Below are 18,050 nucleotides of genomic sequence, written 5' to 3' on the forward strand. Positions count from 1 at the left end.
TTCTTCTCCTTTCGCGCCTTTGCATTATGACAGGCGCATTCGCGTGGAACGGTATGGGTGGAAGCTGCACCTCACACCATTCGCATTCATCAGGGCAACCGGGGAAATTGAATGTCCTTCTTTCTGGTTCTCGTCAGTATCGTTGCAATCGGGCTGATCGGATTCTTCATAGGCCGCCAGCGTGCCGTTGCACTGGACAAGGCGCAGTCTGCTTCCGCAAAAGCCTCGCCGACAGAGAAAATGCATTCCCGCCCGCATTATCACGGCTGGTGGGTTTTCCTCGTTTCCGCATTGCCTGCGGTTTTGTTCCTCGCCGTGTGGGCTGTTGGAACCTCGGTCTATCTCGATCACAGCGCGACCGCCCGCTTGCCGGATGCAATAGAGGAGGGTTCCTTCACCAATCGCAGCTTGCAGCTTGGCATGGTGCGTGGCCTCGCCAAAGGGCTTGACCGGCTGACACCCGCTGAACTGGAAAGCTTCCCGTCGAATTATCAGGATGCCCGTGCGGTTCTGGCAACGAAGGGCGTGGCGCTCGCCACCGAAGGCCAGGACTATATGGTGCCGATCGCGCTCTACCTGAAAAAGGCAACAGCGCTGACGCACACCATCGGTTCGGCCGTTTCCCTGGTGATCGCCGTGGCGGGCCTTATCTTCGGCCTTTCAACGATCAGCCGGCGCATGCGTGCGCGCAACAATGTCGAGCGGATCGTTCTATGGGGCCTGATTGCGGCATCCGGCATTGCCATTCTGACGACCATTGGCATCATCTGCTCGATGCTGTTCCAGACGATCAGCTTCTTCCAGTCCGTTTCGCCATGGGAATTCTTCTTCGGCACCGTCTGGGACCCGCGCTTTGCCGCTGCCGGTTCGGGTGGCGAGACAGGCCAGTTCGGCCTTATCCCGCTGCTGGCCGGCACGCTCTATATCGCGCTCGTGGCCATGCTGTTTGCCGTTCCGGTCGGCTTGTTCTCGGCTATCTATATGGCGGAATATGCATCGCCGCGCGTACGCACGGTCGTCAAGCCGGTTCTGGAGCTTCTCGCTGGCATTCCCAGCATCGTCTACGGCTTCTTCGCCCTTGTGACGGTCGGGCCTTTCCTGCGCGATCTCTCGATTGCCATCGCAGGCGGTCAGGGCTTCATCATGGCACAGAGCGTCCTGACCGCCGGTCTTGTCATGGGTGTGATGTTGATCCCCTTCGTGTCGTCGCTTTCCGACGACATCATCACCGCCGTGCCGCGCGCATTGCGTGATGGTTCGCTCGGCCTTGGCGCGACCCGCTCCGAAACCATCAAGCGTGTCGTGCTTCCGGCCGCTCTGCCAGGCATTGTCGGCGCGCTTTTGATGACTGCGTCCCGCGCCATCGGCGAAACCATGATCGTGGTTCTGGCGGCAGGCGTTGCGGCGCGCATCAACATCAATCCATTCGAGGCGATGACCACCATCACGGTGAAGATCGTCAACCAGCTCACCGGCGACCTTGAGTTCAATTCGCCGCAGACGCTGGTGGCTTTTGCGCTCGGCATCACGCTTTTCGTCTTGACGCTGATCATGAACATTTTTGCGCTCCACATCGTGCGCAAGTACCGGGAGCAGTACGAATAATGACCGATACGACCTTCAACGCCAGCGGCACGACGGCACAGCCCGCACGCCGCGATATCGGACTGAAACGCCGCTACGCTGCCGAACGCCGCTTCCGCTACTATGGCATCGCCGCGATTGCCATCGGCGTGTTCTTCCTGTGCGCGCTCCTGTTCTCGGTCTTTTCCAAGGGTTATACGGCCTTCTGGCAGACCACGCTTTATCTGCCGGTGAAGCTTGAAGAAAAGGTGATCGATCCGGGCAACAAGCGCGCGACCGATCCGAATGTGCTCATCACCGCCAATTATCCGCTGCTGGTGCGCAATGCGCTGGCCGAAAAGCTGGGTGTGGCCAAGACCGACCGTCCGGCCATGCGCGATCTGGGCCGCTTTTATTCCGATGGCGTGCGCCTTCAGTTGCGCAAGATGGTGATGGACAATCCCGCGCTCATCGGCACGACGCAGACCGTTCCGGTTCTGGCCGGTGCCGATATCGATTCCGCCTTCAAGGGGCAGATCGATCTTTCCGTGCCCGAGACAAGCCGCAAGGTTTCGGACCGTCAGGTCGGCTGGATGAAGACGCTTTCGGATGAAGGCGTCATGAAGGAGGCCTTTAATACCGGCCTCTTCACCTTCGGTGCCTCCAGCCGTCCGGAAACCTCCGGTCTTGGCGTCGCGCTGGTCGGTTCGTTCTACATGATGCTGATCGTTCTCGGCCTGTCGCTGCCGATCGGCGTTGCCGCTTCGATCTATCTGGAAGAGTTCGCCAGGAAGAACCGCTTCACCGACATGATCGAGGTGAACATCAACAATCTGGCGGCGGTTCCGTCCATCGTGTTCGGCCTGCTCGGGCTTGCGGTTTTCATCAACTTCTTCGGCCTGCCGCGTTCCGCGTCGCTGGTCGGTGGCCTGGTGCTGACGCTGATGACGCTTCCCACCATCATCATCGCGACGCGCGCCGCCCTTCGCGCCGTGCCGCCTTCCATCCGCGCGGCAGCTCTTGGCCTCGGCGCATCGAAAACGCAGATGGTGTTCCATCATGTCCTGCCGCTCGCCGCTCCCGGCATCCTGACGGGCACGATCATCGGCCTTGCCCATGCGCTGGGTGAAACCGCGCCGCTTCTCCTGATCGGCATGGTGGCCTTCGTTGCCGATGTACCGTCGACGCCGATGGACCCGTCAACCGCCTTGCCGGTGCAGATCTATATGTGGGCCAATGAAGCAGAACGCGCCTTTGTGGAACGCACATCAGGCGCTATCATCGTCCTGCTTCTGTTCCTTGCCGTGATGAATATTGCTGCAATCATTCTGCGCCGCCGCTTCGAGCGCCGCTGGTAAACGGGAGTCGAAAGCTATGAATCTGATGACTGAACGATCTCTCGAGAAAGCCGTAGGAGAAAAAATGAACGCCAACGCCAATTCCATAAAGATGCGCGGCGACAAGGTCTGCGTGTTTTATGGCGAGAAGCAGGCTCTGTTCGATGTCGATCTGGATATCCAGGAAAAGATGGTCACGGCGCTGATCGGTCCTTCCGGTTGCGGCAAGTCCACCTTCCTGCGGTCGCTCAACCGCATGAACGATACGATCGAAGGCTGCAAGGTCGGCGGCAGGATCACGCTCGACAATGAGGACATCTACGATCCGAAGATCGATGTCGTCGAGCTGCGCGCCCGCGTTGGCATGGTGTTCCAGAAGCCCAATCCGTTTCCAAAGTCGATCTATGAAAACGTCGCCTATGGCCCGCGCATTCATGGTCTGGCCCGCACCAAGGCCGATCTGGAAGAAATCGTCGTGACGAGCCTCCAGAAGGCCAGCCTGTTCGAAGAGGTGAAGGACCGTCTGCACGATGCGGGCACCGGTCTTTCCGGCGGCCAGCAGCAGCGCCTTTGCATTGCACGTGCGATTGCGGTCAGCCCGGAAGTCATCCTCATGGACGAACCGTGCTCGGCGCTCGACCCGATTGCAACCGCAAAGGTGGAAGAGCTGATCGATGAACTGCGCCAGAACTATACGATCGTGATCGTCACCCACTCCATGCAGCAGGCCGCGCGCGTTTCGCAGCGCACCGCCATGTTCCACCTCGGCAATCTGGTCGAAGTGGGCGACACGGAAACCATGTTCACCGCGCCGACCGAAAAGCGCACGCAGGACTATATCACCGGACGCTTCGGCTGATCCGGAACTGCAATCAAGAGATAGACAGTGCGGCTTCCCCGCAATTTATATTACGAGGTCTACTATGCCGTCTCAGCATACAGTTCGCTCCTACGATGAGGAATTGAAGTTTCTCACCCATAAGATCGCCGAAATGGGCGGACATGCGGAACGTATGGTCGAACAATCGGTCGCCGCTATCGTCAATGCGGACAATGCGCTCGCACAGCGCGTCATTTCCGACGATCTCATCCTCGACGCCAGCGAACGCGAGATCGACGACAAGGCCGTGATGATCATCGCCAAGCGCCAGCCCATGGCTGTGGACCTGCGCGAGATCATCGGCTCGATCCGCATCTCTGCCGATCTGGAGCGCGTGGGCGATCTGGGCAAGAACATTGCCAAGCGCGTTGCCGCTGTTTCGGAATCGCGCCAGCCGGTAAAGCTTTATCGCGGGCTCGAAACACTGGCCGAACTCGCGCTGACCCAGCTCAAGGATGTGCTCGATGCCTATGCGTCGCGCTCGGTGCAGCAGATCAATGTCGTTCGCGACCGCGATGACGAGATCGACGCGATGTACACCTCGCTGTTCCGCGAGTTGTTGACTTACATGATGGAAGATCCGCGCAATATTTCCGCCTGCACGCATCTTCTGTTCTGCGCGAAGAATATCGAGCGCATCGGCGATCACGCGACCAACATCGCGGAGACCGTTTATTATATCGTGACTGGCCTGCAAATGCCGGCTGAGCGACCCAAGGAAGACCTGAGCCACGGTATTGTCGTGGATGAGGCGCGTAAACCCTGAACTGCGGTCGACCGGACTTCGTTCCGGCGGCTTGGAATGAGTGTATAGCGCGGCGGCACGCGGTCGACTGGGGGGATTGTATCCACCGTCCGCCAAATCTGGATAGGAAAATACCGGATGTCACAGGCACCCAAAATCGCTGTGGTGGAAGACGAAGAGGCACTGAGCGTTCTGCTTCGCTACAATCTCGAGGCAGAGGGCTATCAGGTCGATACAATGCTGCGCGGCGACGAGGCCGAAATAGCCCTGCGCGAGAACGTGCCGGACCTGCTCATCCTGGACTGGATGCTGCCGGGTGTATCGGGCATCGAGCTTTGCCGCCGCCTGCGTCAATGGCCGGAAACGGAACGCCTGCCCATCATCATGCTGACGGCGCGCGGCGAGGAAAGCGAACGTGTCCGGGGCCTGAGCGTCGGCGCTGACGATTATGTCGTAAAGCCGTTTTCCACGCCGGAGCTTCTGGCGCGCGTCAAGGCGATGCTGCGCCGGTCCAATCCGAGCATTCTATCGCATGTGCTGAAAGTGGGCGATCTTGTTCTCGATCGCCAGCAGCATCGCGTCTACCGCAAGGAAAAGGAAGTCCGTCTTGGACCGACGGAATTCCGCCTGCTCGAATATTTCATGATGTCGCCGGGCCGTGTCTTCTCGCGCAGCCAGCTTCTCGATGGCGTCTGGGGTCCAGACATCTACGTGGATGATCGCACGGTGGATGTCCATGTCGGGCGGCTGCGCAAGGCAATCAATGTCGGTCGCGCGCTCGATCCGATCCGCACCGTTCGCGGCGCCGGTTATTCTTTCGGTTGATCGTTCGCGATGCCAGGCAATGAACTTGTCCGGCTCGTCACGCTTCCCGTGGCGGGCCGTTTTTGCTGGCGGCGAAGGTTTGCGAAGCAAAAGATCAGGCGCGCCCGATTCGCAACTTTACGACCGGAATCGGCCTTCAATCCCCAATTTCACGCGATGTTACAGCTTTGTTTCCAAAGTTGACGAAGCGCAACGGAACCCTCTCACAAGAGAAATTCCGCAGATCATCTGAAACAGCAGGAATGTGCATGCAAAAAATGCGCAAGCAAAGGTGAATTAAGGCAGCGATATGGCGTGTATTGCTGGATTTTGAATCCCGTTAAATCAATACCTTATCTGAATTGATAATCTTCGTTAAGGAATTGTTAATATATTTAAAGGGCTTGTAGGCATATTCGCACTCTCGATTCGGTTTTGCTTTCGCACATTTCAGGCGTCGTCAGCATTGTTGGGATTTGACCCTTCGCCTTTTTTTGGCCTAAAAATTCCAAAACCTTGAATTCGATTGAGCGACAGTAGGGCGTGAGTTTTTGATCTTCGTCCTCTTTGACTTGCACCGCAGTCAGACATTCGCGGCACATCGTTCCAGATGCGCGGCCTGAATGAATGACTGGATCAGTTAAGGGTCCTAACATGAGATTGAGCCATTGACGCGCGCCGCGAAGTGGAAATTGCCCGCTCTGATCGGGCTTGTGGTTGCGCCATTCGTGGTGACAGGTTGTACCACGACCGGAACCTCGGAAAAGGCCAGTTCGGGAAAGGCGGCGGCAAGCCACGTCAAGACCGTCAATGGCGTGAAGACCTACACCTACACCGCCCGCGACAGGGAATGCCTTGAACGTGCGATGTTCTTCGAATCGAACCGGTCCAGTTCCGATGGCCTTCTGGCCGTTGGAACGGTTGTCATGAACAGGCTCGCCTCCGGCCGGTATCCGGATACGATTTGTGGTGTTGTGGGCCAGAAAAACCAGTTTGCGCCCGGCGTTCTCACCCGTCAGATGAATTCCAAGGCGCTGCCCGATGTTCAGGCTGCCGCCGATGCGGTTCTGAAGGGGGAGCGTCATCCCAAGCTCAAAAACGCCATGTTCTTCCACACGGCGGGCCTGAAATTCCCCTATAACAACATGCATTATGTGCTCGTTGCCGGGGGCAACTCCTTCTACGAAAAGCGCAATCGCGACGGCTCGCTGCAGAATCCGGTCCCGCAGGAACCATATAATCTTGCTCTCGCCTATTCGCCGCAATCGCCTTCCGTTCCTCAAGATCCATCCTATGACGTGACCCTGCCGCAGATCGGCCCGGTTCCGGGGACGGAGCCGACCGTTCAGATGGCGCTCGCCGAAGCTGCAAAGGCCCAAGGCGTCGAACAGAACTCAGGTGCGGGCCCGCAGGCCCGTGGCGATCGTCTGGCGCGTCATCGTGGTGTGCCTGCTTCCCAGCAGGAGCAGCATGTGCAGATGGCCTCCTACCAGCCGCAGTTCGATACGACTGCGCCGCAGACGACATCGCTCGGCTATGCCCCGGCAAGCCAGAAACAGGTTGACGCCATCGGCGCGCTTCTTCTGTCTCAGGACAGACCGGAAGCACCGCTGTAAGACGGCATCACGTCCAGACAATCTGAAACGCCGGTCTGTTTTATCCAGACCGGCGTTTTTGTTTTGCGGCTGAGTGCCGGTATGTCCGCTTGAGCTTCAAGGCCGATAGATAACCATCGGCGTGTCATAGAAATCGACCTGGTTCTGCCAGGCGCGGCGGTCGGCTCTGCGATCGAGATCGAGCCGCATGAGGCAATTGGCGAATGCGTCGGTTCTGGCCTTGAAACCATAGCTGCGGCAAGTCTGTTCGTCGGCTGCGCGGCGCTGTTCTGGCGTCATGGTTACGCAGCCGGCAAGAAGACTGGTAATGCCCAGTAAGAAGAGTGCTTTCCACTTCATTGCCGTTGCTTTCTTGATATGGCTGCCCGCACCGAAAGAGGGTTGCGAGATTATATCCAGTAGTGGAATAGTGCCACTGATTTGCTGGTAAAGCGACCCTGTTTGGGATCGGGACTGTTTCAGTCGCATCAGAACGGCGGATAAGGCAGGGGGAGGCCTTCCTTGATATTCTGGTCATCCTGCCAGATGCGCTTGTCGATGGCGCGCTGCAGGTCCCGCTTCTTGAGGCACTTCGTGAATGTGGCCGTCTTCGGTTCAAATCCTGCATTGCGACAGGCGTTTTGATCGATGGCGCGCAGTTGAGCAGAAGTTTGTGTTGCGCATCCGGAAATTACAGAAGAAGAGAATAAGATTAAAAATAATCTAATGTTCATGATTACTCCTGAGGAAGTTTACAATCAAATATATATAAAAATCCATTTGTATTGGAATTGCTATTTTATTGCTGGCAATTGCGTTTGTTTCGTTTAATAAGTGAACTAAATTATGGAGGCTTGTCAATATATGCTCAACAATTCTTTCGAAGCTGTTATCGATCCGGTGAAACTCGAGCGTCTGGCGGAAGTCGCGGTTCGCGTTGGCTTGCAGCTTCGCGAAGGGCAGGATCTGGTGATTACCGCGCCGGTCGTCGCCCTGCCGCTGGTGCGTCTCATCGCCAAACATGCCTACAAGGCCGGGGCCGGACTGGTAACGCCCTTTTTCGCGGATGACGAATTGACGCTTGCCCGTTACGAGAACGCATCCGATGCGAGCTTCGACCGCGCGGCGAACTGGCTTTATGAAGGCATGGCAAGGGCCTATTCGGATGGGGCTGCGCGCCTGGCCATCGCAGCCGATAATCCGATGCTTCTTTCCAGCCAGAACCCGGCCAGGGTGTCACGCGCCAACCGCGCCAATTCGAAGGCCTATCAGCCGGCGCTCGAAAAAATCGCCGGTTTCGACATCAACTGGAATATCGTGTCCTATCCCAATCCGGATTGGGCGAAGCTGATGTTTCCAGATGAACCGGAAGATGTCGCCACCCGCAAACTGGCCGATGCGATCTTCGCGGCTTCGCGCGTCGATGTCGACGATCCGGTCGGGGCCTGGGCCGCGCACAATGCAGCGCTTCGCACCCGCACCCGCCTTCTGAACGGCAAGGCCTACAGCGCCTTGCATTTCAAGGGGCCGAACACCGATCTGACCGTGGGCCTTGCCGATGGGCACGAATGGCACGGCGGCGCATCCACGGCGAAAAACGGCATTACCTGCAATCCCAACATTCCGACGGAGGAAGTGTTCACCACGCCGCATGCGCTGCGTGTCGAGGGTCATGTGACGAGCACCAAGCCGCTGTCTCATCAGGGCACGCTGATCGAGAATATTGCGGTTCGCTTTCAAGGCGGACGCATTGTCGAGGCAAAGGCGAGCCGCGGCGAAGAAGTTCTCAACAAGGTGCTGGATACGGATGAGGGCGCACGTCGTCTGGGCGAAGTGGCGCTGGTGCCGCATTCCTCGCCGATCTCGCAGAGCGGACTTCTGTTCTACAACACCCTGTTCGATGAAAATGCCGCAAGCCACATTGCGCTTGGCCAGTGCTATTCCAAGTGTTTCATCGATGGCGCAAAGCTGACGCCGGAACAGATCAGGGCGCAGGGCGGCAATTCGAGCCTGATCCATATCGACTGGATGATCGGTTCGGGCGAAATCGACGTCGATGGCATCAATGCGGACGGAACCCGCGAGCCGGTGATGCGCGGCGGTGAATGGGCAAACTGATCATCGCGCAACAGAAAGGCCGGGGCTTTCCCGGCCTTTTCACTGCCTCTTCGAGGTTAGTTCTTTTCCTGAACATGGGCCTCAAGGAACCATAGGGCCTTGTCGAGGCTGCGCGATGCGGCGGTGAAAATATCTGCCGTATCGTCATCGCCCGCGTCGTCCGCATCCTTGATCGACTGGCGCAAGAGATTGGCAACATCGCCATAACGCTCGATCAGCGCCAGCAGATGATCGTGAACGGCATAGATGTCGGTCGGGTAAGGCTTCAGCTTGGTTTCCTTCGCCACGACCTGCGTGGTGCCATAGGCTGTCCCGCCGATCTGCACGGCACGCTCGGCAATAGTATCGACATGGTTGTCGAGATCGGTGCGGAAGCCATCGAGCATTTCGTGAACGGCGATGAATTGCGGCCCCTTGAGGTTCCAGTGCGCCTGTTTGGTGATGAGGGCAAGATCGATTGTCGCGGCCAGATTTTCATTAAGCAGCGCGATCATTGTCGTCTTCGTATTGGAAGGAAGATCGTTGCGGGTTGCATGCATCGACTTCTTGGACATTGTATCCTCATATCCTTTTGCTCAATCTGGGCTTGGAAGCGGCTGGAGGACGCCGCTCGCAGTCGGCGGGCAGCGGTTCCAAACGTAAACGAACCCGCCAGATCCTTATGAGGTTCGTTGCCAGATGGGACTTTGTTGCCGTCAAGACGACGGAGAAACGTTCCCGCACCCGCGAGGAAAACGCAGGCCTGCGTTTTTTGTTCCGCCGGAAGGGTGAAAAACCGGACTTGATCCGGCCTTTGGACAAGACTTGGCCAAGACTCGACTTGTCGCGACGCAAAATCTGATTTACCCGGTTCGCATGAAGATACTTGCGCTTGATACTGCCGCTTCGTGGTGTTCCGTTGCCGTCTATAACTCCGATGGCGATGTCGTGCTTGCCGACAGGAGTGAAAATATCGGCAAGGGACATGCGGAAGTGTTGATGGACTATGTCGAGCGCGCGCTGCTGCAAGCGAAACTGTCGCTGCGCGACATGGATCGGGTGGCGGTCAATATAGGGCCGGGATCGTTTACCGGCGTTCGTATCGGTGTCTCGGCGGCGCGTGGTTTCGCGCTGGCGCTGGGCATTCCTGCCATAGGGATCACAGCCTTCGAGGCGCTCGCCGCGCAAACGCATCTCACCTTGCCGGAACAGCCGGTGCTGGTCCTTCTCGACGCGCATCGCGGCGAGATTTATGCGCAGGCATTCGATGCAAAGGGCCTGCCAGGCGCAAAGCCTCTGGTTCTGTCGCGGGAAGAAGCGGAAGTCCTTGCAGCGTCTCAAGCGGAAAATACCGTTCTTGCAGGTTCCGCCGCCTCCGCGATCAACGAAGCAACCGGCGGCCGTCTCGCGCTTGGCCCTGAGGAGCCCACGGCGAAAATCGGTATCTATGCGCGTCTGGCGGGCCTGCGGGAGCCGGGCGATGCGCCGAAGCCGCTTTATATGCGCGGACCGGATGCAAAGCCGCAGGTCGGCTTCGCGCTGGCGCGCAAGGCTGACGGAGAATAGCCGATGATGGGCTTGCCGTTCGGCCGTTTCGGTCGCAGACAGGTTTCGGTGGAGCCATTGCGTGCCCAGGACAGTCACGCGATCCAGCGCATCCACGCGGTCGCTTTTCATCATGGCTGGAGTTCCGACGATCTCAGGTCACTGATCGCGCAGGATACGGTTTTCGGCTTCGTTGCCCGTGCGGAAGGCAAGCCAAATGATGCCTGTGGCTTTGTGCTGGCGCGTCTTGTGGCGGGAGAAGCGGAAATCCTGACGATTGCCGTCTCGCGCGATGTGCAGCGGCAGGGTGTCGGGCGCATGCTGATGGATGCCGTGCTGCGCCATCTCTATCAGGAGCGCGCCGAAACGCTGTTTCTGGAAGTAGATGAGGTCAATATCGCGGCACAGGCGCTTTATCGCCGCCTCGGCTTCCAGAAAGTCGGCGACCGTCCCGCTTATTACGAAACGGCGAACGGTCGTTCGGCGGCGCTGATCCTGCGGCGCGACCTGAAGAGGCCTCAATGATCGGCGCGATCAGGATATTTCTGGTTGTCGCGGCCATGGTCGCGCTCAGCCTGTCGCTGATCCCGTTTCAATATCTGTTCCTGAAGCTGAAGAACGGCTGGAAGCGCCGCCTGCCCAATTTCTTCCATCGCGTTGTCGCGCGCCTGTTCGGCTTCCGCATCAGGACGGTCGGCAAATTGCATGAGGGGCGTCCGCTTCTCCTTGTTTCCAACCATACGTCATGGAGCGATATCGTCATCCTTTCGGCGGTGGGGCAGGTGTCGTTCATTGCCAAATCCGAGGTGCGGGACTGGCCGGTTTTCGGCATGTTCGCCGTGTTGCAGCGCACGGTTTTCGTGGAGCGCGAACGGCGCGGCAAAACCGCCCGCCAGACTTCCGAAATCGCCAACCGGCTGATTGCAGGCGATGCAATGGTGCTTTTTGCCGAAGGCACCACATCGGATGGCAATCGGGTGCTGCCATTCAAGACCGCGCTTTTCGGCGCAGCGCACGCGGCAATCCGTGAGGCGGGCGTGCCGGAGGTCGTGGTGCAGCCGGTGGCGATTGCTTATACGGGCGTGCATGGCATGGCCATGGGGCGCTATCACCGCCCACTTGCCTCATGGCCGGGCGACGTCGAGCTGATGCCGCATCTGAAGGGCATTCTGCGCGAAGGCGCGATCGATGTGGAGGTACGCTTCGGCGAACCCGTCCTTGTCACGGCGGAGACGGACCGCAAGGCGCTCGCCCGCACGATGGAAAATCGGGTAAGGGCGCTGTTGCAAAGCGCGCTGCTTGGACGGGAAATCCCGGAAGCTTGAAAAGCTGAGCAGATTGTCACCTTCCAAAATGGCGGCAAAAGCTGTAGATAGCCCCGCATGAGCGACAACACGACCCAGATTGAACCGAAAACGGCACAGGAAACGAGCCCGCGCGCCAATACGCGCAAGGTTTTCGTGAAGACCTATGGCTGCCAGATGAATGTCTATGACAGCCAGCGCATGGCCGACAGCCTCGCTGCGGAAGGCTATGTCGCGACCGACACTCCGGACGATGCCGATCTGGTTCTGCTCAACACCTGCCATATTCGCGAGAAGGCGTCGGAAAAGCTCTATTCCGCGCTGGGCCGCCTGCGCAAGATGAAGGATGCGCGTGAAGCGAATGGCAAGGAATTGACCATTGGCGTCGCGGGTTGCGTCGCGCAGGCCGAAGGGCAGGAAATATTGCGCCGCGCGCCGAATGTCGATCTCGTCATCGGCCCGCAGACCTATCATCGCCTGCCTCATGCGCTGGCGCGGGTGCGCGGCGGCGAGAAGGTGGTCGAGACCGATTACGCCATTGAAGACAAGTTTGAGCATCTTCCGGCACCGAAGCGCGAGGAGACCCGCAAGCGCGGTGTTTCCGCCTTCCTCACCGTGCAGGAAGGCTGCGACAAGTTCTGCACCTTCTGCGTGGTGCCCTATACGCGCGGCTCGGAAGTCTCGCGCAGTGTGAAGCAGATCGTGACGGAGGCAGAACGCCTTGCCGATAGCGGTGTGCGCGAGCTGACCCTGCTTGGCCAGAATGTCAATGCCTGGCATGGCGAAGGCGATGATGGTCGCGAATGGGGCCTCGGCGAATTGCTGTTCCGCCTTGCGCGCATTCCCGGCATTGCGCGTCTGCGCTACACGACCAGCCACCCGCGCGACATGGATGACAGCCTGATTGCCGCGCATCGCGACCTGCGGCAACTGATGCCCTATCTGCATCTGCCGGTGCAGTCCGGTTCCGACCGGATCTTGAAGGCGATGAACCGCCGTCACAAGGCGGACGAATATCTGCGCCTGATCGAGCGCATCCGCGAGGTGCGCCCGGATATGGCGCTTTCGGGTGATTTCATCGTCGGTTTTCCCGGCGAAACCGATCAGGATTTCGAGGATACGATGCGGCTCGTGCGCGAGGTTCATTACGCGCAGGCCTATTCGTTCAAATATTCGCCGCGCCCCGGAACGCCCGGCGCCGATCTTGACGATCACGTCGCGGAGCCGGTGAAGGACGAGCGCCTCCAGCGCCTTCAGGCGCTGCTGTCGGAACAGCAATATGCGTTCCAGGATTCGATGATCGGGCGCGCGATGGATGTGCTTCTGGAGAAGCCCGGTCGCGAGGCCGGTCAGATGGTGGGCCGCTCGCCATGGCTCCTGCCTGTCATCATCGATGACAACGGGGACCGGATCGGCGACATCATTCATGTGAAAATCGTGTCCACGGGCACCAACAGCCTTATTGCGCAAAAACTGGCCTGAAGGCATGATGATGCCGAGGCAGAAAATTTCGGCGTCTTGAGTCGCTTGCCGGTAATCCTGTCGAGACTGTGATTGCAATGCGTGGACGGTCCGTGTTCACGCATAATCTGGTCTGAGAAGTCTGCAACTTTTCAGGATTGTGCCTTAAGGAGATACGGTTGAGCGCTACGGAAAAGCTGAAATCTGCCAAGCCAACCAATCAAACACAAAAAAGCCCGACGACCGGGGCCTCGGATATGGCCCATATCGTGCTCACCTTCGACAATAACCGCCTCGCCAGCGCGCTTTACGGCCAGTTCGATGAAAATCTGGCGCGGATCGAGCAGAAGCTGGGTGTGGACGTTCGCTCGAAGGGCAACCAGCTTTCGATAAGGGGCGAGCCGACCGCAACCGAACAGGCGCGCCGCGCGCTCGACCATCTCTATGAAACATTGCAGAAGGGCCATGAGCTGACGGTGTCCGATGTGGACGGCGCGCTGCGCATGGCGATTGCCGCCGACGACCAGCTCACCTTGCCGACGATGGAAAACAAGGGAAAGCTTTCCGCTGCCCAGATTTCCACGCGCAAGAAGACGATCTTCGCCCGCACGCCGACGCAGGATGCCTATATGCGTGCGCTCGACCGGTCGGAACTGGTGTTCGGCGTCGGTCCCGCCGGCACCGGCAAGACCTATCTTGCCGTAGCCCATGCGGCCATGCTTCTGGAGCGGGGCCTTGTCGAGCGCATTATCCTCTCGCGTCCGGCTGTCGAGGCGGGCGAACGTCTGGGCTTCCTGCCCGGCGACATGAAGGAAAAGGTCGATCCCTATCTGCGCCCGCTTTACGATGCGCTTTACGACATGATGCCGGCGGAAAAGGTTGAACGCGCCATTACGGCGGGCGTGATCGAGATCGCGCCGCTTGCCTTCATGCGCGGACGCACGCTGGCGCATTCTGCGGTGATTCTCGATGAAGCGCAGAACACGACATCCATGCAGATGAAAATGTTCCTGACGCGCCTTGGCGAAGGGTCGCGCATGATCGTGACCGGCGATCCGAGCCAGATCGACCTGCCGCCCGGCCAGAAATCCGGGCTGGTCGAGGCGCTTCGCGTGCTGGACGATGTGGAAGGCGTCATCAAGGTGCGCTTCACGGAGAAGGACGTTGTGCGTCATCCGCTGGTGGCGGCCATTGTCGGCGCTTACGACCGCGACGGCAAACAGCATGCGCGTTCGGAATGATCTTGCAATTGCCTGTTGGAATCACGATTTAAATAATGCTGTCTGCCTTTTTGGCAGGCAGCTTTCTTACAATTGAAAGGACGATGCGGTCTGCTGAAAGGCGACCGCCGCATAACGTGTCAAATAACGCGATCCACATCGATATCATGATCGAAGCCGGCAATTGGCCGGATGAAGCGAGCCTTGAAAGTCTCGTGGGCAAATCGGTTCAAGCCGCCTGGAGCAATCTGGGTCTCCGGGACGCCAAAAGCGAACTGAGCGTGGTTTTCACCGACGACGCCTCTATCCAGACCCTGAACGCCGAATGGCGCGGCAAGGACAAGCCGACCAATGTTCTGTCCTTTCCGGCCTTTCCGGTGAAGGCCGGCTCGCAGCCGGGACCGATGCTTGGCGACATCATCATCGCGCGCGAAACCGTGGAGCGCGAAGCCCGTGAAGAGGGCAAGCCGCTCGAAAATCACCTCACGCATCTCATCGTGCATGGCTTTTTGCACCTTTTGGGCTACGATCATGAAACCGATGAGGAAGCGGATGTGATGGAGGCGCGCGAGCGTGAAATCCTTCATGCTCTTGCCATTCCCGACCCTTATGCTGTATCCGATGAGGACACGAACAACGATTGACCATGGCTGACCAAACATCGCACCCTCCGTCCGCTGGCGAAAACCGCAGCGAGACCCAAGACGCCGAAGGGCAAAGTACGCAGCGGCCCGTCGTGGCCGAAAAGCGCTCCCTCTTGTCCAATATTTTCCCGTTCATGCGTTCGCGCCAATCCTCGTCGCTGCGCGAAGATCTGGCCGATGCCCTCTCCAGCACGGCAAGCGAGCAGGATTCAGCATTTTCGCCCGAAGAAAAGGCGATGCTGCACAATATCCTTCGCCTGCGCGAAATCCGCGTCGAGGACGTGATGATTCCCCGCGCCGATGTCGAGGCGGTGGAAATCTCCACACCGCTGTGGGAAGTGCTGGAGCTTTTCGAAAAATCCGGCCATTCGCGTATGCCGGTCTATGCCGAGACGCTGGATGATCCGCGCGGCATGATCCATATCCGCGATGTTCTCAATTACATCACCAGGCAGGCCCGCCAGAAAACCGCGCGCCGCAGCAGCACGCGCAAGGCGACGGCGGAAGACAAGGCGGCCAAATTCGACATGGGGCGCATCGATCTCACCAGGACGATCGGTGAGCTCAATCTGATGCGCAAGGTCCTGTTCGTGCCGCCATCGATGATGGCGAGCGGATTGATGGCGCGCATGCAGGCCACCCATATCCAGATGGCGCTGGTCATCGACGAATATGGCGGCACCGACGGTCTGGTTTCGCTGGAAGACATTGTCGAAATGGTCGTCGGCGATATCGAAGACGAACATGACGACGAGGAAATCATGATCGCCGAAGAGGCCGACGGCGTGTTCGTCGTCGACGCGCGTGCCGATCTGGAAGAGCTGGCTGCGAAAATCGGCCCCTCCTTCGAGGCGGGCGAGCATGGCGAGGATGTCGATACGGTCGGTGGTCTTATCTTCTCGGTTCTGGGGCGCATTCCGGTTCGCGGCGAGGTGGTGCAGGCAATTCCGGGATACGAATTCCATGTGCTGGAAGTTGATCCGCGCCGGGTGAAGAAAGTGCGCATTGTGCCGCTTTCCGCCGCTGACCGCCGACGCCAGCAGCGCGCTGTCGTTTCCGCCAAGCCTGGAGAACAGCCCGCAGAGGTTGAAGCCGCAACCGACGATCCCAAAGAGGCCTGATGATCGAAAGGCTGGCGGGCAGGATCATTCTTTCGAGCGGCTGGCGTCGTGCGCTGGCCGCTTTTCTGAGCGGTGCCTTCGCCACGCTGACCCAGCCGCCATTCGATGTTTTTGTCGCGGGCTTCATCTCATTTCCCATTCTTGTCTGGCTGGTTGACGGCGCCATCGCCAAAGCCGGTGCGGGTCCGCTGCGACGCCTCGTTCCCGCTGCCATGGTCGGCTGGTGGTTCGGTTTTGGCTATTTCGTCGCCGGATTGTGGTGGATCGGGACCGCGCTGCTGGTCGATGCGGACCAGTTCGCCTGGGCTTTGCCGCTCGCGGTTCTGGGCCTGCCCGCATTTCTGGCGCTGTTTTATGCGTTTGCGACTGCGGTTGCCCGCATCTTCTGGTCGGACGGTTTGGGACGCATCGTCGCGCTGGCCTTCGGTTTTGCGCTGGCGGAATGGCTGCGCCTTTTCCTTTTTACCGGCTTTCCGTGGAACGCCATCGGCTATGCCATCATGCCGACGCCGCTTCTGATGCAGTCGGTCGCCGTGCTCGGCCTTGTGGGAATGAGCGCGGTGGCTGTTTTCGTCTTTGCCGCACCGGCGCTTTTCATCGGCGGACGGCTTGCGAAGACGGGCATTGCAATAGCCCTGTTGCTCATCGCCGCTCATGTGGGCTTCGGGGCCTGGACGCTTTCAAAGGCTCCGGCCATCGGCGAGGAAAAAGGCTCGCTCGCAGTGCGTATCGTGCAGCCCTCCATTGCCCAGACCATGAAATGGGACAATGCCGAGCGTCGGTCGATTTTCGACAGGCTGGTGTCGCTGACGGGCGAAGCGCCTGCCGAAGGCAAGCCGAAGCCCGATGTTATCATATGGCCGGAAACGGCCGTTCCCTACATCCTGACATCGACGCCGGAAGCCCTTTCGCGCATTGGAGACGTCTTGCAGGAGGGGCAGGTTCTGCTCACCGGCGCCGTTCGCGAGGAGAAGGGAGCAGCGGGCGACGAGCCGCGCTATTACAATTCCATTTATACGATTGATGACCATGGCGTCATTGTCGACGCGGCTGACAAGGTGCACCTTGTCCCGTTCGGTGAATATCTCCCTTATGAAGGTTTTCTGCGCAGGCTTGGACTTCAGGAAGTGGTGGAAATGCCGGGCGGATTCACGGCTGGCACGTCGCGCCGGTCCTTGAATGTAAAGGATGGCCAGACTTTCCTGCCCCTGATCTGTTACGAAGCCATCTTCCCGGACGAACTGGGATATGTCGGCCAGAAAGCCACCGCCATCATCAACGTGACGAACGATGCGTGGTACGGCGATACGCCTGGCCCGTACCAGCATTTCCGTCAGGCGCAGCTGCGCGCCGTGGAACAGGGATTGCCGCTCATTCGTGCAGCTAATAATGGTCTTTCCGCCGTCGTTGATGCTTATGGTCGAATCACCGATGGCCTCGCACATGATGCTGTCGGGGTCATCGATGCTTACCTACCGTCAGCGCGTGCACCATTTTGGGGCACGCCGCCCGGTCATCTGCAATCTATGGTGGTTCTGCTGGCCTTACTCGTGTTGAGCGTGGCTTTCCGGCTGCCAATCGGCAGGCGTTTTCATTGACAGACTAATATTGTTGCGATGTTATGGCTTGGCGGCGACGGTTTTTGCGGAAAAATCGTCAGACTACCTTCCAAAACGTGTTGTTATCGCTGTTCAGACGAACAGGCATGAATGAAAGCTCGCAGCTGCGAGGAGT

18 protein-coding genes are annotated in these 18,050 nt (G+C 58.8%); 15 read left to right on the top strand and 3 right to left on the bottom strand.

Annotated elements, in window-relative coordinates:
• Nucleotides 1–111: 111 nt before the first annotated feature.
• The 6 genes from pstC (at nt 112) to AVM02_RS14010 (ending at nt 6,945) form a co-directional block, all read left to right on the top strand.
• Nucleotides 112–1,605 carry a phosphate ABC transporter permease subunit PstC gene (gene pstC / locus AVM02_RS13985; RefSeq protein WP_411507530.1) on the top strand — a complete coding sequence of 498 codons (1,494 nt, stop codon included), beginning with the start codon at nt 112–114 and terminating at the stop codon, nt 1,603–1,605.
• The gene (gene pstA / locus AVM02_RS13990; RefSeq protein WP_411507531.1) at nt 1,605–2,921 is read left to right on the top strand and encodes a phosphate ABC transporter permease PstA; all 1,317 of its coding nucleotides are present in this window, start codon (nt 1,605–1,607) and stop codon (nt 2,919–2,921) included. The genes pstC and pstA overlap by 1 nt, the downstream gene beginning before the upstream one ends.
• A 64-nt stretch (nt 2,922–2,985) precedes the next feature.
• Complete coding sequence (pstB, locus tag AVM02_RS13995; RefSeq protein WP_411507532.1) at nt 2,986–3,759, top strand: phosphate ABC transporter ATP-binding protein PstB; 774 nt, start codon at nt 2,986–2,988, stop codon at nt 3,757–3,759.
• Between the two features lie 64 nt (nt 3,760–3,823).
• Nucleotides 3,824–4,546, top strand: coding sequence for a phosphate signaling complex protein PhoU (phoU, locus tag AVM02_RS14000; RefSeq protein WP_006468129.1), 723 nt, complete (start codon nt 3,824–3,826; stop codon nt 4,544–4,546).
• A gap of 117 nt (nt 4,547–4,663) precedes the next feature.
• Nucleotides 4,664–5,350 (top strand): phosphate regulon transcriptional regulator PhoB, encoded by a 687-nt coding sequence (gene phoB, locus AVM02_RS14005; RefSeq protein ID WP_006468130.1) that lies wholly within the window; start codon nt 4,664–4,666, stop codon nt 5,348–5,350.
• 647 nt (nt 5,351–5,997) lie between these two features.
• Complete coding sequence (locus AVM02_RS14010; RefSeq protein ID WP_411507533.1) at nt 5,998–6,945, top strand: cell wall hydrolase; 948 nt, start codon at nt 5,998–6,000, stop codon at nt 6,943–6,945.
• 96 nt (nt 6,946–7,041) lie between these two features.
• On the opposite strand, the gene AVM02_RS14015 is transcribed toward AVM02_RS14010, so the two are convergent.
• Both AVM02_RS14015 and AVM02_RS14020 read right to left on the bottom strand, forming a co-directional pair.
• Nucleotides 7,042–7,284 carry a hypothetical protein gene (locus tag AVM02_RS14015; RefSeq protein WP_411507534.1) on the bottom strand — a complete coding sequence of 81 codons (243 nt, stop codon included), beginning with the start codon at nt 7,282–7,284 and terminating at the stop codon, nt 7,042–7,044.
• Between the two features lie 128 nt (nt 7,285–7,412).
• Nucleotides 7,413–7,658: a hypothetical protein gene (locus AVM02_RS14020; RefSeq protein ID WP_411507535.1), complete on the bottom strand. Its 246-nt coding sequence runs from the start codon at nt 7,656–7,658 to the stop codon at nt 7,413–7,415.
• 130 nt (nt 7,659–7,788) lie between these two features.
• Between AVM02_RS14020 and AVM02_RS14025 the strand changes: the two genes are divergently transcribed.
• Nucleotides 7,789–9,042, top strand: coding sequence for an aminopeptidase (locus tag AVM02_RS14025; protein ID WP_411507536.1), 1,254 nt, complete (start codon nt 7,789–7,791; stop codon nt 9,040–9,042).
• A 56-nt stretch (nt 9,043–9,098) separates the two neighbouring features.
• Here AVM02_RS14025 and dps read toward each other — a convergent pair whose 3' ends face one another.
• Nucleotides 9,099–9,596, bottom strand: coding sequence for a DNA starvation/stationary phase protection protein Dps (dps, locus tag AVM02_RS14030; protein ID WP_411507537.1), 498 nt, complete (start codon nt 9,594–9,596; stop codon nt 9,099–9,101).
• A gap of 301 nt (nt 9,597–9,897) precedes the next feature.
• On the opposite strand from dps, the gene tsaB reads away from it, so the two are divergent.
• From tsaB to lnt, 8 genes are all read left to right on the top strand, one after another.
• Nucleotides 9,898–10,587, top strand: a complete 690-nt coding sequence (tsaB, locus tag AVM02_RS14035; RefSeq protein WP_411507682.1) for a tRNA (adenosine(37)-N6)-threonylcarbamoyltransferase complex dimerization subunit type 1 TsaB — start codon at nt 9,898–9,900, stop codon at nt 10,585–10,587.
• A 3-nt stretch (nt 10,588–10,590) separates the two neighbouring features.
• On the top strand, nt 10,591–11,091 hold the full coding sequence (gene rimI, locus AVM02_RS14040) for a ribosomal protein S18-alanine N-acetyltransferase (RefSeq protein ID WP_411507538.1): 501 nt from the start codon (nt 10,591–10,593) through the stop codon (nt 11,089–11,091).
• A complete protein-coding gene (locus AVM02_RS14045; protein WP_411507539.1) occupies nt 11,088–11,891 on the top strand; it encodes a lysophospholipid acyltransferase family protein in 804 nt (267 codons plus the stop codon). Before rimI ends, AVM02_RS14045 begins: the two co-directional genes overlap by 4 nt.
• 57 nt (nt 11,892–11,948) lie before the next feature.
• Complete coding sequence (gene miaB, locus AVM02_RS14050; RefSeq protein WP_411507540.1) at nt 11,949–13,352, top strand: tRNA (N6-isopentenyl adenosine(37)-C2)-methylthiotransferase MiaB; 1,404 nt, start codon at nt 11,949–11,951, stop codon at nt 13,350–13,352.
• A 158-nt stretch (nt 13,353–13,510) separates the two neighbouring features.
• Nucleotides 13,511–14,572 carry a PhoH family protein gene (locus AVM02_RS14055; RefSeq protein ID WP_411507541.1) on the top strand — a complete coding sequence of 354 codons (1,062 nt, stop codon included), beginning with the start codon at nt 13,511–13,513 and terminating at the stop codon, nt 14,570–14,572.
• A 116-nt stretch (nt 14,573–14,688) separates the two neighbouring features.
• Nucleotides 14,689–15,195 (top strand): rRNA maturation RNase YbeY, encoded by a 507-nt coding sequence (gene ybeY, locus AVM02_RS14060; protein WP_411507542.1) that lies wholly within the window; start codon nt 14,689–14,691, stop codon nt 15,193–15,195.
• A gap of 2 nt (nt 15,196–15,197) precedes the next feature.
• Nucleotides 15,198–16,316: a hemolysin family protein gene (locus AVM02_RS14065; protein WP_411507543.1), complete on the top strand. Its 1,119-nt coding sequence runs from the start codon at nt 15,198–15,200 to the stop codon at nt 16,314–16,316.
• On the top strand, nt 16,316–17,914 hold the full coding sequence (gene lnt / locus AVM02_RS14070; RefSeq protein WP_411507544.1) for an apolipoprotein N-acyltransferase: 1,599 nt from the start codon (nt 16,316–16,318) through the stop codon (nt 17,912–17,914). The genes AVM02_RS14065 and lnt overlap by 1 nt, the downstream gene beginning before the upstream one ends.
• The last annotated feature ends 136 nt before the right edge of the window (nt 17,915–18,050 follow it).

The sequence above is a fragment of the Brucella anthropi genome (assembly GCF_046630315.1).
In the GTDB taxonomy this organism is placed as follows: domain Bacteria; phylum Pseudomonadota; class Alphaproteobacteria; order Rhizobiales; family Rhizobiaceae; genus Brucella; species Brucella anthropi_A.

What these genes read in the sequence shown, in the direction of transcription:
- pstC (WP_411507530.1), top strand. Translation starts at nt 112, where the DNA reads ATGTCCTTCTTTCTGGTTCTCGTCAGTATCGTTGCAATCGGGCTGATC.
- pstA (WP_411507531.1), top strand. Translation starts at nt 1,605, where the DNA reads ATGACCGATACGACCTTCAACGCCAGCGGCACGACGGCACAGCCCGCA.
- pstB (WP_411507532.1), top strand. Translation starts at nt 2,986, where the DNA reads ATGAACGCCAACGCCAATTCCATAAAGATGCGCGGCGACAAGGTCTGC.
- phoU (WP_006468129.1), top strand. Translation starts at nt 3,824, where the DNA reads ATGCCGTCTCAGCATACAGTTCGCTCCTACGATGAGGAATTGAAGTTT.
- phoB (WP_006468130.1), top strand. Translation starts at nt 4,664, where the DNA reads ATGTCACAGGCACCCAAAATCGCTGTGGTGGAAGACGAAGAGGCACTG.
- AVM02_RS14015 (WP_411507534.1), bottom strand. Translation starts at nt 7,284, where the DNA reads ATGAAGTGGAAAGCACTCTTCTTACTGGGCATTACCAGTCTTCTTGCC.
- AVM02_RS14020 (WP_411507535.1), bottom strand. Translation starts at nt 7,658, where the DNA reads ATGAACATTAGATTATTTTTAATCTTATTCTCTTCTTCTGTAATTTCC.
- AVM02_RS14025 (WP_411507536.1), top strand. Translation starts at nt 7,789, where the DNA reads ATGCTCAACAATTCTTTCGAAGCTGTTATCGATCCGGTGAAACTCGAG.
- dps (WP_411507537.1), bottom strand. Translation starts at nt 9,596, where the DNA reads ATGTCCAAGAAGTCGATGCATGCAACCCGCAACGATCTTCCTTCCAAT.
- tsaB (WP_411507682.1), top strand. Translation starts at nt 9,898, where the DNA reads ATGAAGATACTTGCGCTTGATACTGCCGCTTCGTGGTGTTCCGTTGCC.
- rimI (WP_411507538.1), top strand. Translation starts at nt 10,591, where the DNA reads ATGATGGGCTTGCCGTTCGGCCGTTTCGGTCGCAGACAGGTTTCGGTG.
- AVM02_RS14045 (WP_411507539.1), top strand. Translation starts at nt 11,088, where the DNA reads ATGATCGGCGCGATCAGGATATTTCTGGTTGTCGCGGCCATGGTCGCG.
- miaB (WP_411507540.1), top strand. Translation starts at nt 11,949, where the DNA reads ATGAGCGACAACACGACCCAGATTGAACCGAAAACGGCACAGGAAACG.
- AVM02_RS14065 (WP_411507543.1), top strand. Translation starts at nt 15,198, where the DNA reads ATGGCTGACCAAACATCGCACCCTCCGTCCGCTGGCGAAAACCGCAGC.
- lnt (WP_411507544.1), top strand. Translation starts at nt 16,316, where the DNA reads ATGATCGAAAGGCTGGCGGGCAGGATCATTCTTTCGAGCGGCTGGCGT.